Origin of the sequence: Mycobacterium sp. pR1184, assembly GCF_041287235.1 — a bacterium.
GTDB lineage: Bacteria > Actinomycetota > Actinomycetes > Mycobacteriales > Mycobacteriaceae > Mycobacterium.
Map to the genome: position 1 here is coordinate 37,500 of NZ_JBGGKR010000007.1, position 16,453 is coordinate 53,952.

General features: G+C 64.9%; 12 protein-coding genes. 3 read left to right on the forward strand and 9 right to left on the reverse strand.

Translation table 11 applies throughout. The features are described 5' to 3' along the window. Positions 1 to 4: 4 nt before the first annotated feature. The 4 genes from ACAG21_RS13975 to ACAG21_RS13990 form a co-directional block, all read right to left on the reverse strand. On the reverse strand, positions 5 to 490 hold the full coding sequence (locus tag ACAG21_RS13975; protein ID WP_370496689.1) for a VOC family protein: 486 nt from the start codon (positions 488 to 490) through the stop codon (positions 5 to 7). A gap of 37 nt (positions 491 to 527) precedes the next feature. Further along, positions 528 to 2,042: a carotenoid oxygenase family protein gene (locus ACAG21_RS13980; protein ID WP_370496690.1), complete on the reverse strand. Its 1,515-nt coding sequence runs from the start codon at positions 2,040 to 2,042 to the stop codon at positions 528 to 530. Position 2,043: 1 nt separating this feature from the next. Further along, entirely contained in the window at positions 2,044 to 3,264 is a 1,221-nt protein-coding gene (locus ACAG21_RS13985; protein ID WP_370496691.1) for an acetyl-CoA acetyltransferase, read from the reverse strand. Between the two features lie 228 nt (positions 3,265 to 3,492). Beyond that, on the reverse strand, positions 3,493 to 4,908 hold the full coding sequence (locus tag ACAG21_RS13990; RefSeq protein ID WP_370496692.1) for an MFS transporter: 1,416 nt from the start codon (positions 4,906 to 4,908) through the stop codon (positions 3,493 to 3,495). Between the two features lie 463 nt (positions 4,909 to 5,371). On the opposite strand from ACAG21_RS13990, the gene ACAG21_RS13995 reads away from it, so the two are divergent. After that, complete coding sequence (locus tag ACAG21_RS13995; RefSeq protein WP_370496693.1) at positions 5,372 to 6,856, forward strand: DUF4185 domain-containing protein; 1,485 nt, start codon at positions 5,372 to 5,374, stop codon at positions 6,854 to 6,856. Between the two features lie 9 nt (positions 6,857 to 6,865). On the opposite strand, the gene ACAG21_RS14000 is transcribed toward ACAG21_RS13995, so the two are convergent. Both ACAG21_RS14000 and ACAG21_RS14005 read right to left on the reverse strand, forming a co-directional pair. Beyond that, the gene (locus ACAG21_RS14000) at positions 6,866 to 7,534 is read right to left on the reverse strand and encodes a response regulator (protein WP_370496694.1); all 669 of its coding nucleotides are present in this window, start codon (positions 7,532 to 7,534) and stop codon (positions 6,866 to 6,868) included. Then, complete coding sequence (locus ACAG21_RS14005) at positions 7,531 to 8,754, reverse strand: sensor histidine kinase (protein ID WP_370496695.1); 1,224 nt, start codon at positions 8,752 to 8,754, stop codon at positions 7,531 to 7,533. Before ACAG21_RS14005 ends, ACAG21_RS14000 begins: the two co-directional genes overlap by 4 nt. Positions 8,755 to 9,392: 638 nt before the next feature. Here ACAG21_RS14005 and ACAG21_RS14010 point away from each other — a divergent pair. After that, on the forward strand, positions 9,393 to 12,134 hold the full coding sequence (locus ACAG21_RS14010; protein ID WP_370496696.1) for a LuxR C-terminal-related transcriptional regulator: 2,742 nt from the start codon (positions 9,393 to 9,395) through the stop codon (positions 12,132 to 12,134). A gap of 4 nt (positions 12,135 to 12,138) precedes the next feature. Here the strand turns inward: ACAG21_RS14010 and ACAG21_RS14015 are convergent, their stop codons facing one another. Continuing rightward, complete coding sequence (locus ACAG21_RS14015; RefSeq protein ID WP_370496697.1) at positions 12,139 to 13,368, reverse strand: EAL domain-containing protein; 1,230 nt, start codon at positions 13,366 to 13,368, stop codon at positions 12,139 to 12,141. Between the two features lie 341 nt (positions 13,369 to 13,709). Between ACAG21_RS14015 and ACAG21_RS14020 the strand changes: the two genes are divergently transcribed. After that, complete coding sequence (locus ACAG21_RS14020; RefSeq protein WP_370496699.1) at positions 13,710 to 14,780, forward strand: GGDEF domain-containing protein; 1,071 nt, start codon at positions 13,710 to 13,712, stop codon at positions 14,778 to 14,780. Between the two features lie 22 nt (positions 14,781 to 14,802). Here ACAG21_RS14020 and ACAG21_RS14025 read toward each other — a convergent pair whose 3' ends face one another. Beyond that, entirely contained in the window at positions 14,803 to 15,804 is a 1,002-nt protein-coding gene (locus ACAG21_RS14025) for an AraC family transcriptional regulator (RefSeq protein WP_370496700.1), read from the reverse strand. Positions 15,805 to 16,033: 229 nt separating this feature from the next. Continuing rightward, on the reverse strand, positions 16,034 to 16,429 hold the full coding sequence (locus ACAG21_RS14030; protein WP_370496982.1) for a MarR family winged helix-turn-helix transcriptional regulator: 396 nt from the start codon (positions 16,427 to 16,429) through the stop codon (positions 16,034 to 16,036). Positions 16,430 to 16,453: the final 24 nt, after the last annotated feature.

The following is a 16,453-nucleotide window of genomic DNA, read 5'->3' on the forward strand; positions in this document are numbered from 1 at the left end:
GACCTCAGCGCGACGGGAATTCGTGTTTGCCCGACACGGAGCTGCCCGCAGGCTCGTTGACCCCGAACACAAACGGCGCGAACACGACCTCGCGACCGTCGGGGTCGCGATAGGTGACCGCACCGGTTGCTGCCCAGTACGGATGCTGTTGCACCTCTTCGACCCCGGCCTCGCGCAGACGCGCGATCGCGGCGCGCTGAGACTGCTCATCGGGAAAGTACAGGCACAGCTGTTCGTGGTGATCGACGGCAACGTCACCGTCGGGGGCCGCGACGATCTCCATCGTCAGATTCCAGCTGGGCAAACCGAAAATCGCGCCGTTGCTGCCATAGCTGGCCTCGAACGTCTCGAACAGCGGCAAACCCACCAACTCACGGTAAAACCATACAGTCTCTTCGAAATTCGACGACCTGCGGGCGAAACGGATGGCGCCCATCGAGGCCAATTGCATGGGCCAATGTGTGGTCCGGCGGGGCTTTTCGGAGTTCATTGCCATCCTATGATGACGTTTCGGCGAGTCGGGGGGTTCACAGGCCCACGGCGGACGCCGCCGACTCGGCAGAGTTCCAGCGGCGCAGTTGGGCACCGGGCGCCCACGTCGAATGTGTTCCGCTCGAAATGCGTTCCGGCAGTTGCAATTTGCATACCGGGCCGTCGTCGACGCGAGCCGCGTCGAACACCACGCAATAGGAGGCATCGGTGTTCATATCGGTGGTGAGGGTGACCAGGTAACCGTCGTCTTCACCGGTTGCACCCACCCGCGGCGCCATCGCGGTCTCACTGCCGTAGACGCCGTCGCCGAATGAGATACTCTGCTGGCTCCCGGTACGCAGGTCGTGTTTGACCAGCCCGTCGAACAGGAACCAGCCCGGCTTCCCGGTGGCGGCGTAGGTGTAGCGGTAACTGTCACCCGCGTAGTCGGGGTTGATCGTGCCGAACTCGGTGATCGAGTCCGACAATTGCTCCTCTTTGACCGAGCCGGTGACCAGGTTGAAACGCCAGCGGTGCAGCCGGGCCTGCAAGCGGTCCAGCGCGAGGAAGCGAAATAGCTTGTCCCACTTGGTTCCTCCGGTGTCAAGCGGTTGCGGATCGCCCTCGAAGAACCCGTCCAGCACGATCTCGTCGCCGTCCTCGTAGGCGTTGGTGAAGTGCAGCACGAACGTCGGTTCCGCTTCGAACCACTTGATGTCGGCGGTCGATCCGCGGCGCGGGATCACCGCGAAGCGCGACGGAATATCGGGGTAGAAGCGGGGCAGGTGCACGTCGTGTTCGAGCAGCCGCGGATCCCAGAACAACGGGAAATCGTTGAGGATGGCGTAGTTTTCGGTGAACGCCATGTCATGGGGGAGACGCGGGCCGGGCAGCGGGATGTCGACGTAATGGGCCAGCTCGTTGGCTTCGTCGACCACGCCGTAACGCATGTACGGATCCTGCTTGCTGTAGTTGAAGAACAGCAGTTCTCCGGTTTTGCTGTCCACCTTGGGATGTGCGGAGACACCCCAGTCGCGGGGAAAGCGCCCGTTCCAGCTTTCCTTGCCGAGGGTGGTGGCCGAGTACGGGTCGATCCGGTACAGATCGCCGCACTGGTAGAAGCTGGTGAGTGCGATTCCCCGGTGCACGACGACATCGGTGCTCGACGCGTCTTTCATCTTCGTGCGCGCGCCCCAGCCTTCTTCGCGCTGGGCCAACTGCACCGGTTCGGCCAGGCCCGGCCACAGCGGCTGCCCAGCATCGTTCTCGGCCGCAAAGCCGTCGGTGCGGATAAAGCGGTTGCGGTAGAAGGCTTTTCCATCGCGGAAGCCGACCACGTGCACCATGCCGTCGCCGTCGAACGGGTGATACGTCTTGATTGCCGGATGCAGCGGATTCTCGGTGTTGCGCAGATAGATTCCATCCAGGTCGGCCGGGATTTCCCCCTCCACCGCGATCAGATCCTCGGCGTCCCATTCAGTGGTTTGAGGCCGCCACGGGCCGGTCCGGTACGGGTGGTCGTCGTCTTCGGGCAATGTCGACAAGAACTTGCCGACGATCTCAACGTCCATGTCATGCGCCTTTGGTTGTGCCCACCACAAAGCTGACGGTCGTGGCGGTGCTGCCGCCGAAGTTCAGCGTGCCGAACGTCTTCGCGTCCTCGACCTGATAATCACCGGCGCCGTCGCTGACCTGCTTGGCCGCGTCCAGCAGCATTCGCACGCCCGAGGCCCCAACCGGGTGCCCACCGCCGATCAGCCCACCGCTGGGGTTGATCGGGAGCCGCCCCCCGATCTCGATCTCCCCGTTCTCGATGGCCTTCCACGCTTCCCCCGGTCCGGTCAGCCCGATGTGGTCGATGGCCAGATACTCACTCGGGGTGAAGCAGTCGTGCACTTCGAACCCGTCGATATCGTCGAGCGCCACCTGTGCGCGCCCCAATGCATCGAGCACCGCCGAACGCACATGTGGCATCACGTACGAGTCGTCAGCGGCTCGGTCGAATTTCTGCTGCAGCCCCAGCCCGACGGTGCGATGCCCCCAGCCCTCGATTCGGCCGATCGGGCGTGCGTCGGGATGGTCGCGCAGATAGGCGTCGTTGACCAACACCAATCCCGCTCCGCCGTCGGTCATTTGGCTGCAGTCGTAGCGGCGCAGCCGGCCTTCGGTGACCGGGTTGGTCGCGTCGTCGGCGGTGATCGGGTCGGGGATGCTCCATGCGCGGGTCTGTGCGTTGGGGTTGCGCCGGGCGTTGGCGAAGTTGAGCTGCGCGATGGCCCGCAGATGGTTGTCGTCCAAGCCGTAGCGCCGGTCGTACTCGTCGGCGACCTGCGCGAACATCGACGGCCACAGGTAGCGCGCGTCGGCTCCCTCGTGTCCGGTCCACGCGGCTGCGCCGAGATACACCGCGGCGATGTCGCCGGGCACGGGTTTCTCCAGCTCGATCCCGACCACGAGCGCGGTGTCGTAGGCGCCGGAGCGCAGGTCGGCGATCGCCGCCAGCGCCGCCACACTGCCGGACGCGCAGGCGGCCTCGTGCCGTGACGCCGGAGTGTCCCAGAGCCCGTCACACACCGTCGCCGGCATCGCGCCGAGGTGGCCCTGGCTGACGAACATCTCGCCGAAGGCATTCGCGACGTGGACCACGCCGATGTCCGAGGCGTCCATCTTGGCTGCGGTGAGGGTGCCGTCGACCACCTCTTCGGTCAACGCCGCATAGTCGCGGTTCTCCTTCGTGAGGTTGCGAGCGAAATCGCTCTGGTAACCGCCGAGAATCCAGACACCGTCGTCCATACCAGCGCACGGTACTCCTGGATGACGCCAGAAATGGCGGACCCGTCGGCTCTCGGGCTGAACCGACGGGACCTAGATGGGCGCGTAGGCCGGCCGACGCGCACATCCTGTTGGGGCATTACCATCCCCGGGGCCAGGCAAACATGGCAAACCACGCACGCGGCGATTCGCTCAGCCGCCTGTGACCTGTGAAAACGACGATTCCCGCTGCTTACCGGCGCATTGCGACTAGACGGCGCCCCCGACAAGTTCGGTGGGTTCGGGTCCCTCGGGAGGCTGGGCAGACCGACCCGCGGCACCCTGAGCGTCGGCGCGATCCACCTCGGCGAGGTCGATGCCCTTCGTTTCGCGGGCCGCGACGGCGGCCACGGCGCTCACCGCGGCGGCGCCCGCCAGGTACCAGGCGATGGGCACCGCGGAGTTGTAGATCTCGAGCAGTCGAACCGCAATGATCGGCGCGAGCGACCCGGCCACGATCGACGTGACCTGGTATCCCAGCGACACGCCCGAGTACCGCATCCGGGTCGGGAACATCTCGGCCATCGCGGCGGGCTGAACCGCGTACATCACCCCGTGGAACACCAGACCGATGATCACCGCGGACATGATGACCGCATTGTGGCCGCTGTTCATCATCGGGAAGGCGAAGAAACCCCAGGTGGCGGTCGCGACAGCACCGACGAAATAGACTGGGCGCCTACCGAATCGATCGCTGAGGTGCCCGAAAAAGGGAATGACCGCGAAATGCGCGGCGTGCGCGGCCAACAGCCACCACAAAATGGTTTTGGTGTTCGCGTGCACATGCACCTTGAGATACGTGATCGAGAAGGTGACCACCAGGTAGTACATGATGTTCTCGCCCACGCGCAGTCCCATGGCGGTGAAAATGCCGCGCGGATAACGCTTTATCACCTCCAGGACGCCGGCCCGAGTCGATTTGGCGCGTTCCGCCTCGCGCTGGGTCTCCAGGAAGATCGGGGCGTCGGTGACCTTGGTGCGGATGTAGTAGCCGATCAGGACGACGACCGCGGATAGCCAGAACGCCACCCGCCAGCCCCAGCTGAGGAACTCCGCGTCCGACAGGGTCGAGGTGAGAACCAGCAGCACCGCGGTCGCCAGCATATTGCCGCCCGGCACACCGGCCTGCGGCCAACTCGCCCAGAAACCGCGGCTGGCGTTCGGGCTGTGCTCGGCGACCAGCAGAACCGCGCCGCCCCACTCGCCGCCGACGGCGAAACCCTGGATGAACCGCAGCGTCACCAACAGCGCCGGGGCCCAGTATCCGATCTGAGCGAACGTCGGCAGGCAACCCATCAGGAAGGTGGAGGCGCCGACCAGCACCAGGCTCAGCTGCAGCAGCTTCTTGCGTCCATAGCGATCCCCGAGTTGGCCGAAGACGATGCCGCCCAGCGGCCGCGCGGCAAAGCCGACGGCGTAGGTCACGAAGGCGGCCAGGATGGCGTCGAGGTCGTTGCCGCCCTTGGCGAAGAAGATCTTGCCGAACACCAGGGTGGCCGCGGTGCCATAGAGAAAGAATTCGTACCACTCGACGACGGTGCCGGCCATGGAGGCGGCGACCACTCGGTTGAGGTAAGCCCGTCCGGCTCCGAATCGTTTGGGCTGCAACCCATCACCTGCATTCACGGCTCGCCCTCCTTGGCGGACTGCCCACCCGCGATGACGGGTTTGCTGCGCATGGGAGCGTACCCGGGCTGGCCTGGCAACGCAGGTTGTCCACGGCATTTGTTCCGCGCGCCGGAAGGCTTCTCTGCTCAGCCGGTTCGGTGTGCCGTTGTGCCCGCCTCGCAGCGACAGTGCACGGCTCGTCGACGCACAGCCCCGATTGTCGCTGCGAGGCGGGCATTAAGCCACCCCCGGGCCGGCGCCGTTAGCCTGGCTGGCCCGCGCGATGAGAACGGGTGCCTAGCAAATCCGCCTGGGAATGGGTTGAAACCAGGATTTCGACACGGTCACGGATGCATACCTATTAGCTGATCGCTGGTCACACGAGCCCCTTAAATCACTATCGTCACATGAGCCAACTGCGTACGTCAATGTGGCGTCTCGCTCCTGGAAAGGTATGACTTTGTCGGGGATTCTTCGGACCATGTCGCTAGCGTTGGTGCCGGTGGCCGCTATCGCTTACATCGTCGCGGCAGGCCCCGCGCCGTCAGCAAACGCCACACCGTGCGGTGCGCCCGAGGCGAACATCGAGCCGCCCGCGCAGGCGCCCATACCCGCGCCTCAGCCAGTCGTCCAGCCGCCGACCGGGCGGCGCCCCTCGCACGCGAACGACCAGGCGCCACTGCCCAAATTGGGACCGCTGATCTCGTCGTTCCTCAAGCCGACCACCGGGGGTGGCCAGCGATACTCGGCGCCGATGGTTCCGCAGGCGGGAGTGGCGCCGCCGCCGGCGCCGAACCCGCCGGTGCCCGGACTGCCGCAGTCGCCGAATGCGGCGCCGCTACGGCCGAACGCCGCCCCCCCGGCTCCGCCGGCCGCAGCGCCGCAGCCGGCACCCGATGCGGCAGCGCCGCCGGCTCAGATCGCCGGAGCGCCGACGTCGCTGGTCGACTGGGTGACCGGGCCCAACGGACCGAACAAGACCCTGCAACGTTTCGGCATTTCCGGCACGGACCTCGGGATCATTTGGGACAACGGCGATCCCGCCAACCGGCAGGCGTTGATGGCCTTCGGTGACACCTTCGGCTATTGCAAGGTTCGCGGACAGCAATGGCGCTACAACGTGCTGTTCCGCAGTAACGACCATGATCTGTCGCAGGGAATCCACATCGCCGACGGGGTGCCCAACAACAACTACTCCGGCTCCCCAGTCTGGACCAACGGCCTTTCCAAGCAGGTCGTCAACACCATCCATAAGGCGAATCACGAAACGGGCATCATTCCGACGTCGGCCATGTCGCTGGGCCGTACGCAGTACATGAGCTACATGTCGATCCGGCAGTGGGGTCGCGACGGCGAATGGTCGACCAACTATTCGGCCATCGCGAGATCCAACGACAACGGCCAGAACTGGGGGATCTTCCCCGGCTCGATCCGCACGTCCTCGCCCGACACCGTGCCAGGCGCCGGGTACACCCCCGGCAACGAGAACTTCCAGATGGGTGCGTTCATGAAGGGGCAGGACGGCTACATCTACAACTTCGGAACGCCGTCGGGACGAGGTGGTGCGGCATATCTGTCGCGTGTTCCGCCGGCCCAGCTGCCGGACCTGAGCAAGTACCAATACTGGAACGGCGACAACGGCGGGCACTGGGTCGCGGCCAATCCTGGTGCGGCGACCCCACTTTGGCCCGGGCCGGTCGGCGAGATGTCGGCCCAGTACAACAGCTATCTGAAGCAGTACCTGGTGCTGTACACCAACGGTGGCAGTAACGACGTGGTGGCGCGGACCGCGCCGACGCCGACGGGACCGTGGAGTGGGGAGCAGCCGCTCGTGTCGGCGTTCCAGATGCCCGGTGGCATCTACGCGCCGATGATCCACCCTTGGTCATCGGGTCGGGACCTGTACTTCAACCTGTCGCTGTGGTCCGCATACGACGTGATGTTGATGCACACGGTGCTGCCGTAGGCCATCGGGTCAGGACGGGGCGATGATGCGGTGTTCGTAGGCGAAGACTATCGCGGCGGCGCGATCGCGCAACCCGAGCTTGGTGAAGATGCGACCGATGTGCGTCTTGACGGTGAGGCCCGAGATGAAGAGCTCGTCGGCGATCTCAGCGTTGGTGTGCCCCTTGGCAATCAGTGTGAGCACATCGCGCTCGCGGGGAGTGAGCTCGTCGATCGAGACGACCGGGACCGCCGATGGTACGGCGCTGGCGCGATAGGTGGTCAATACCCGCGCGGTGACGGCGGGGTCGAGATAACTGTGGCCGTTGCCGACGGCCCGAACGGCACGGATCAGTTCTTCGGCCGGCGACTCCTTGAGCACGAAACCCGCTGCCCCGGCGCGCAATACGCCAGATAGCAGCTCGTCGTCGTTGAACGTGGTCAGCGCGAGCACCGGTGGTCCGCCGCTTTCGCTCAGCCGCCGGGTCGCCTCGATCCCGTCGACCCGTTTCATGCGCAGATCCATGACCACGACATCGGGTCGATGGTGCGCCACGGCGTCGGGAACCTCGTCGCCGTCCGAACATTCGCCGACCACGACGATGCCGTGCTTGGCGCGCAGGATCAACGACAGGCCCGAGCGGACCAACTCCTGATCGTCGACGATCAGGGCATTCACCAGGGATTCGTCGTCGTTCACGACGCCGTCATCCGCGTCGGTGGGTCGGATTCGTGGGCGCCCGACGGCACACTGGCGTGCACCGACCACCCGTCCCGGCTGGGGCCGAAATCGATTGTCCCGCCCAGGAGTTCGATGCGCTGCGCCATCCCATGCAATCCGCGCCCTGGCTCGACGGGCCGTTCGGCGGCCGCGGCGGGAAGTTCGTTGACGACGTTCAGTGTCGCCGCGGTGCGCGACACGGTGAGGGTGATCCTTGTCGCCGCGTCGGGTGCGTGCTTGGCGACATTGGCCAGCGACTCCTGGGCGATCCGATACAGCGCGAGTCCGGCGGCCGCCGAGATGTCGTCGAGGGAACCGCTGACACCGAAGCTGACATTCAGCCCAGCGCGGCTGAAATCCTCTACCAGGGTGGGGATATCGGTGATGGCCGGTTCCGGCGTGAGTCCCATGGTTTCGGCATCGAGTAATCCGACGGTGCGCCGGATGTCTGCCATTGCCTGTCGCCCCAGGTGTTCGGCGCGCTGCAGGGCGCGAACGGAGTCCTCGTCGACGCCGTCGTGCTCGAGGGCGTGGCGTGCTCCCGTCAAGTGCAGCAGCGTGACGCTGAGCGAATGTGCGATGACATCGTGCACTTCTCGGGCGATGCGCCGGCGTTCGTCGGCTGCGGCGTGCGCAGCCAGCTGGTCCTGCATCTGGCCCTGTTTGGTCAGGAGGTCTTGCTGGGTGCGCATCAGATAGCCGACGAGCCAGCCGATTGCGACGAAAGCCAGATACAGCGCTGGGGTATTGAGGCGGTGCATGGCCGCCGCGTACCCCAGCAGGGCGGCCGCCGAAGCAGCGGCCAGCACGCCACCCCGTGCCGAGGTGATGGCGCTGACCATGCCGACGGTCAGGGTGAGCATCAGCGGAGCGAAATCACCGGTAATCGCTGTGGGAGTGGCGAACAGCAGAATCGCGGTCCCCACCATGAACGCCGCCCAAAGCGTGGGGCCCTCATGCCTGTCGACGATGCCGCTGAGGTCGAAGGCGAAGAACACCATCTCGGGGCTGAACGCGATCACCATCGCGACCACCACGATCGGCCACTCAGAAGCGGGACGTTGCAGGGCCGCGATGCTGCCCACCACGAGCATCATCGCGTCGAAACCGGCGACGACGGTCATGCTGAAGCCGTAGGGCAGCAACTGCTCTTTTCTTCGCGCCCAGGTTTGTACGCGGCGCTTCAGCGCGTCCGGCATGGCCTGATCGTAAAGGGCGCGAGGGCCGTTGGCATCATCCCGGGGCAGGCATCGATGTCCTACCCCGGTAGTACATCCCAACCTGTCACAGTCGGTACATCTCGCGAGACATCGCCGCGTCTTCGATGAAAGCTTCGCGGCGCGGGTGGTGGTAGCGCTGCTGGGTTTGCATGCGCGGCGCCCGGGTTCGAAATGCACTCCGGACTGCCTCGCGGGCTCCTACCATCAAGTCCGCGAGTAGGCGGCCAATACTGTTGCGCGGCAACGGGAACGCCCCGACGCCGACCTGGGCTGAATTCGCTGGGAGAACCACCCCGGCAAACCAGCCGGTCACCAAAGTGCGTTCGACGGATGCCGGACGCCTCCACACAGCGCCGATGTCAGCCATCGGATCGCTCCTCGTGTTGTGTCATGCATCGACGCTACGAATTTCGGCTATTCCCACGCATCGTGCTGAGGTTCGATCTTGATCTGCGACCGTAGTAGGAGCTCGCGGCGCACGGTCTGCGACTGCCGTATCACCCGACCCGAAAGTGCCAGGTCTAGCAAGGGCGGGCAGTTTGGATAAAGATGTGGTGGGGATCGGATAGGCAGCCTCGCTGCTTTCCGGGGCAGTCGCGTGAGGGGAGGCGTATTCGGTGCAGACCAACACGCGCTCCGCACGGATTGTCGCCACCAGAATCCAACCGCCCACCTACCTCGGCAAGCTGGTCGCCCGGGACCGCCTCATCGACTTGCTGCGCGCCAACCGCAGCAAGCGCTTGGCCTTGATCCACGCACCGGCCGGATTCGGCAAGACCACCTTGGCGATGCAGTGGCAGCGCGAACTGCGTGCCGAAGGCGTGCCAACGGCATGGGTCAGTCTCGACCGAGACGACAACGACGTCTATTCCTTCCTGCGCAGCCTCATCGAGGCGGCCCGTCGCGTCGAGCCCACGGTGGGCGCCGAGCTGGCCGATCTCCTCGAACAGCACTCACGCGACGCGCAGCGTTATGTGCTGGCCGAGCTGGTCAACCAGGTCGCGGAATACCGTCTGCCCGTGGCGATTGTGCTCGACGACTGGCATCTGATCGACGATCCCGAGACGATCGCGGCGCTGGAATTCCTGCTCGACGTCGGCCCGGACAACCTGCACCTGATCGTGACCAGCCGAACCCGTACACCTGCGATCGGCAAGCTCAAGGTGCGCGACCAGGTCAGCGAAATCGACGCGACGCTTTTGCGGTTCGACCAACGCGAATCCGCGGCATTCCTACTCGACCTCAACGCGCTCGAGCTCGACGGCGACGACGTGCTGCGGCTGTGGTCCAGCACCGACGGCTGGATCGCCGCACTGCAACTGGCCACCCTGTCGTTGCGCAACACCAAGGACGCCGCCGCGCTGATCGGCGGCTTCTCCGGCCGCCACCACTCGATCGGTGACTATCTGGCCGAGAATGTGCTGGACGGCCTGCCCAGCGAGCTGCTCGACTTTTTGCTGACCACCTCGATATGCGAGCGCCTGTGCGGTGGCCTAGCAGCGGCCGTCAGCGGACAGTCTCGCGGCCAGGCCATTCTCGAAGAGCTCGAACGCCGCGACATGTTCCTGATGCCGCTCGATGACAACCGCGAGTGGTTTCGCTACCACCACCTCTTCGGCGGATACCTGCGCCAGCGCCTGGAACGCGATCACGCCGACCGGATCGTGGACCTGCACCGGACCGCGTCGGCCTGGTTCTCCGAGCAGGGCCTGCTCGGCGAGGCGGTCACGCACGCGCTGGCCGCGGGCGACGAGACGGACGCCGTCGATCTGGTGGAACAGCAGGCAATGTACCTCGTCGAGCACAGCCGGATGGCCAGCCTGCTCGGGCTGGTGAACCGACTGCCAAAGGACCTGGTGCCGACCAGGCCGAGGCTGCAGATCGCGATCGCGTGGGCGAACTGTCTGCTGCAGCGGGCCGAGGACGCGCAGACCGCACTGGATCACGTCCGCGCCGCCCTGCACGGGTCGACCGATGCGGCGGCCCCCGAGATCCTCGGCGAGGCCGACGTCGTGCAGGCGTGTACCGACGTCTACCGCGACCGCATCGACCGTGCCGCCGCTCTGGTTGCGCCCTGCCTGGTGGAGAAGCCGACCTGCCGGCCGTTCTTGGTGGCGGTCTCGTCGAACATCTGCACGTTCGTCGACATCCACACCTTCGCCTACGACCGGGCGCTCGCGCGCCAGCAGTGGGCCAACCCATTTCACGAAATGGCCAGTGGTCCCTTTGCCGGCGTGTACGGACAATGCTTCGCCGGACTGGCGGCGTTCGCCCAGCTCGATCTGGACACCGCCGAACAGCGCTACGTCCAGGCCCGTGATCTGGCGCGGAGTATGGCCGGCGAGCATTCACACGCCGCGCGGCTGGCGGGCGCGTTGGTAGGCCGGCTGTGCTACGAGCGCGGCGAAATCGAAGCCGCTGAAACGCTTTTGGAGGAATGTCACGAGCTCGGGGCGGAAAGCGGTGTTGCCGATTTCATGATCGCGACCTATAACACCCTGGCACGGATCAAGGTGCTGCGCGGCGACATCGACGACGCATATTCATTGCTCGACGAGGGAAATCAAGCGGCACAACAACTCTCGTTACCCCGGCTGTCTGCCGCCCTCGACTGTGCGCGCCTGAGCCTGCACGTGGCAGCGGGCGACATCGACCGGGCGCAGGACGTCTTGGACCGCCAGGCCACCGAAATGCCGCCGGGTGCGAACAGCATCGCCATGGCGGTGCGCCACTACCGGCTGGTGATGCGGGCGCAGATTCTCAGCGCACGCGGCAATCACGACGCCGCGATCGACCTACTGTCCACGATCCGGCAGGACAACCGTGACGCAGGCGCGCGCTACGCCGAAGTTGCCAGCACCGTAGCGCTTTCCCGGGCACACGCTCTGGCGGGTGATGCGCGCGCCGCTACCGAGGAGGTGGTGCCCGCATTGATTGCCGGTGCTGGGGTCGGGTTACTTCGCACCGTCGTCGACGCCGGGCCCGAGTTACTGAATGTCATTGTCGGCCTTCGGGAAGCCAGCCGGACCGGTCGACGAGACACCGAACTGCCTGAGGTGCCGGCCGAATACCTGTCGTTGCTGCTGACCACCGCGCACTCCGACGCCCAGAAGGCGGCGATTCCGATGATCGGCCTTCCCGGCGAACGGAACTCCTTGCCTGAGGAAGGGCTCAGCAGCCGTGAAGTGGAAATCCTGCGCCTGCTGGAACGCGGCATGACAAACAAGCAGATCGCCCGCAATCTCGGCGTCACGATCAACACCGTCAAGTGGTACCTGAAGGGCATCTACGTCAAGCTCGGGGTCGCACGACGCGGCGAATCAATAGCGGAGGCGCGCCGACGCGAAATCCTGCCCTGATCGATCACTCCAGCCGGTCGAGCAGGCTTCGCGCCGCCGCCGCGACGCGTGCCCGGTCGAAGGTGATCGACATCTCGTAACGCCGGTCTCGCTCTGCGTCCGGACCGCATGCGGGGAACGTTCGTTCGCGTGCGATCAGCGCCGCGGCGGTGTCGGGGCCGAGTATCAAGACGGTCGATTCGTCCGTCAACGGGTCGCCGGGCTCGAGCCGGACCTGCCTGACTCGCGGTCCCAGCTCTTCAGGCAAATGCTGGCCGAAAACCGCTACCAGCGGCGATCTTTCGGCGAGTATCGAGAGGTTCTGTTGTGACATCTCGTGAATGTCGCGGGTGTCTTTCAGCGTGAAGAGAATCATTGGCGGGGTTTCCGCAGTGACGGCTATCCGGCCGATGTGCCGGGCGAGTTCGGTGACAGTGTCCTTGCGGACAATCCGCGTCGTCGGAATTAATTCTGCCAGACCAAGATTCGCCGGGACTATTTTCGTCGGCGCTGGCTGCATCTTTCGTGCCGGCCACGAGAACGGCCGCGACGTGCTCGGAAGCTCTCCGGGGCTGCCGAACCGCATACCCTGGCCGAGCGTGGCGCCGTATGCCAATGCCTGTTCGAGATGGTCATCGGTTTCGATACCTTCCGCGCAAATCACGGCACCGGTCCGCTCGTGGTGCGCGGTAATAGCCGCGACGGTGCGGGCCTGCATCCGATCCGGTTGGTGATGTATCAAGCCCATGTCGAGTTTCAAGATTTCGGGCGACAGCACATCGAGCAACACCAGTGAATCGGGGTGTGAGCCGATGTCGTCGAGCGCGATCGCGAAGCCCTGCGAACGCAGCGCCACGACCTTGCGCAGCAGTGCGCGCGGATTGGTCAACAATCCCCGCTCGGTGACTTCGAATGTGAGGCGGAAGCGCGAGGCCGCGTGCATGACGTCCTCGTCTTGCGCCAGGTCGATCTGCGACGTTGCGGGTTCGCAATTGATCAGCAGCAGCATTCCGGGAGTCGACGTGCCCAGCAATGCGCCCCGGGCAGCGGCACGAATGCAGGCGCGATCCAGCGTACTCAAACGGCCGGTCTGTTCGGCGCGGGCGAACACATCGGTGGGCGACGGGTTGTTCAGCTCTGGCCAGCGCGCTAACGCCTCATAGCCCACGACGATTTCGCTCGGCAGCGCCACGACCTGCTGATATGCCGAGATCAGCCCCGTACCCATGACCGCCTCATCGAGGGCCTCGGTCATCGTTGGGCCAGGGGTTATCACCGGGGTTACCTGCGCGAACGTCCAGTGGTCATGAATTCAACGCTAACTCCGAACACCGCGTTTCATCCAATCACTACCCATATTTCCCATGCCCACCACCCCAATGGGTGGTCCGCCCCATGACTCCCCATAGGGTGGACGGCGACGCGGTCCCCGGTTTACTTGCCAGCGCACACACCGGCTACTCCGCTAGGTAGCGCCAGTTGAGTAATGAATGTGGTTCTCCGATATGCGGCAACAATGTCTTAGGTATTTAATTCTTCACGTGGCAATTCCGGCGCGCGATGTTGCAGCGCACGATTCGGAAGAGCAGGTCGGTAGTGCAGCAATCTGATCACTATGACCTGCTCAGCGCCTATTTGAAGAACCGCGGTCTGCAGAAAGTCTGGCAACGGTCAAATTTTGTCGCTATCGCCGCACAGAGCGCGCTGCCGACGATCATGCTGTGGAGCCCCACCGGACCCACCCAGCCGTTTTTGCGGGTGATATCGGTCGCGATATCGGTGCTGGGGGTGGTCGGCGCGACATTGTGGTTGGTCCATTGGCCCACCCGCTGGCAATCGATCCTCTTCGCGTTTTCGGCAATGGCCGCCATTGCCGTCGCGTCCCTATGCCTGTCCAATCCCTATACCGGGTTGATGGGATGCACGGTTTTCGCCATGCTCGGTGGCTTCATCGCGTACTTCCACTCGCGCCGCATGGTGATCACTAACTTCGTCGTGGCCGTGATTTGTGCGGCGATCTTGGCGCACCGATTCATCACCGCCGATGGCGACGTAGCCCTGATCAGCGCCGGGCTGCTTACCGTTGCGGTGCTCAACATCGGTGTGCCCTTCGGCATTCTGTCGCTGATGCATACGTTGCGCAACGACCTGCGTAGCACCGACCGCGATTCACTGACCGGTCTGCACAACCGGCGCTCGTTCTACAACGCGGTGTCGGAGTTGATGGCATTGCACGGCCGGCCGCCGGGCACCTATTTGGTGACGGTGGTCATCGACCTGGACAACTTCAAGCAGATCAACGACACCCAGGGACACGCGGTCGGCGACCAGGCGTTGGTTGCGGTCGGCTCGGCGCTCGAACAGAACTGCCGCCCCGCCGCGGTGATTGCCCGTATCGGCGGCGAGGAATTTGTCGTTGTCGACACGGCCGCCACGCCACAGCACGCCACCATGACCGAACGGCTCCGCCAGGCGGTCGCCGACATTCCCTTCTCGATCACGGCCAGCATCGGGACTTCGGCGACCGCTCTTGCCGAGCTTCCGGCGAATGTCGACGTGAAAGTGATCGACGATTTGATCGTCAGCGCCGACGCCGCGATGTACGAGGCCAAACGGGCCGGAGGGAATCGGGTCTGTCACTGCCCGGAGCTGATGCGCGCGGGGTAGGTAGCTAAGGGCTTCCCGTCCATCAGGGCGCGGTGGAGCAATCCTTCGCGTGGTGCAAGAGCAGACTCGCGCGGTGATCGCAATCCCGTTGTGGCACAACGCGAATCCGTGCCTCGCTCGGGGTGATGCCGAAATGCTGCTTGAAGACGGTGTTGAAGGTGCTCCTGGAACGAAAGCCACTGGCGATCGCGATGGCGTCGATCGGGGTGTTCGGCGGCGACTGGCGCAGCAAATCGGCGGCGCGGGTGAGCCGTGTGGTGCGGATCAGATCGCTGGCCGTGGTACCAGCGCGCTGCAGGGCCAACTGAATTTGACGCACCGACCAGCCCAACGTGTGGGCGACGCCGGCCGGCGTGAGGTCGGGATTGCTCGCGTACCGCGCGACGTGTTCGCGCACCGCCTGCTCGACAGAAGCGAGGGTGTCAGGAGCTCCGCCGCGACCGGTCATGCACGCGAACAGCAGGTCGTTGACGGTGGCGCAGGACCGCGAGAACTCGTAGTCGTCGAGGGTGTCGTGCTGCAGGCTCACGGTCGAGATCATCGCGCTGACCACCGAGCCGAGCCCGCGCCGGAAGTCCATCACGACGGGACCTTCCGGCAAGTTGAGGGGCCGGCGTGCGTCTGCCACGTCGAACGTCCAGCCCCGCGCCCAGGAACTGTGGCGGATCTGGAGAGCACGGGACTTGCTCAGCAGCAGAGCTTGTCCCGGCTGCAGCCGGACCTGGCGGCCGTCTTGCTCAAAGTCGAGAACGCCGCTGCGGATGATGAACAGCATGCTCCCGAGATCGCCGTCGGCGCGCACGTCGGCGTTGGTTTTCACGTAGTGCAGGCCTTCCGACCAGAAATCGACGACGCGGTGATCTCCGTTGTGCTGGACGATGCTGCCTGCTCGGAACTTCGCCATGTCTGGAAACACGAAGTGCAGCGAGCCGTGATTCGCGCAGACATGGTCGACCCAGTAGCCGGCGGGATCGCCGAGGGCGCTACGTGTGTCGCTGCGCTGGGCGACGTAGCTACTCACCACGCGTGGTCGCTGCGCCCTGGCGCTGACTTGATTCCCGCTGTTCATAGCAGCTCGAATTCGCCTCTTCCCACCCTCGTGTCCGACCAAATGACCATCGAGTATGCCCGTCTAGGAGACGTGGCCTCCTGGATGTGCGCGATCCAGCGCATCGTGTGCGCAAACCTCGCATTGTGTGGCTGCACCTAATAAGCCAGCGCATTCCGGTGGGCAAATATTTCGCGTCCCCGCGTCATCCCCAATCGCGGGGAGTCAGCCGCTCGAGGGATCGCAGGAAGATCTTTCGCTCCTCGGCGCTGAGTTCGCCGAGCCAGCGTTCTTCGCCGCGCTGGATTTCACTTTGCACAGCGTCTTTGACCTGCCGACCGGCATCGGTGATGGTGAGCAACCGCACCCGGCGATCGTCCGGGTCGGGCCGGCGTTCGATATAGCCGTCGTCCTGCAGGTCGTCGAGGGTGCGGATAATCCGGGTCTTGTCGGCGCCGATTGCCGCGGCCAACGCGGCCTGGGTACGCATCGACGCCCGATCCAACGCCAGCAGCACGACGTAGCCCCACATCGTCACCCCGTGCGCTGCCAGGACCGGCTCCTCGGCCGCGATCAGCTCGCGCAGCAGCGGCGCCAGCATCGCGGCCAGGTCAGGACGCCGGTC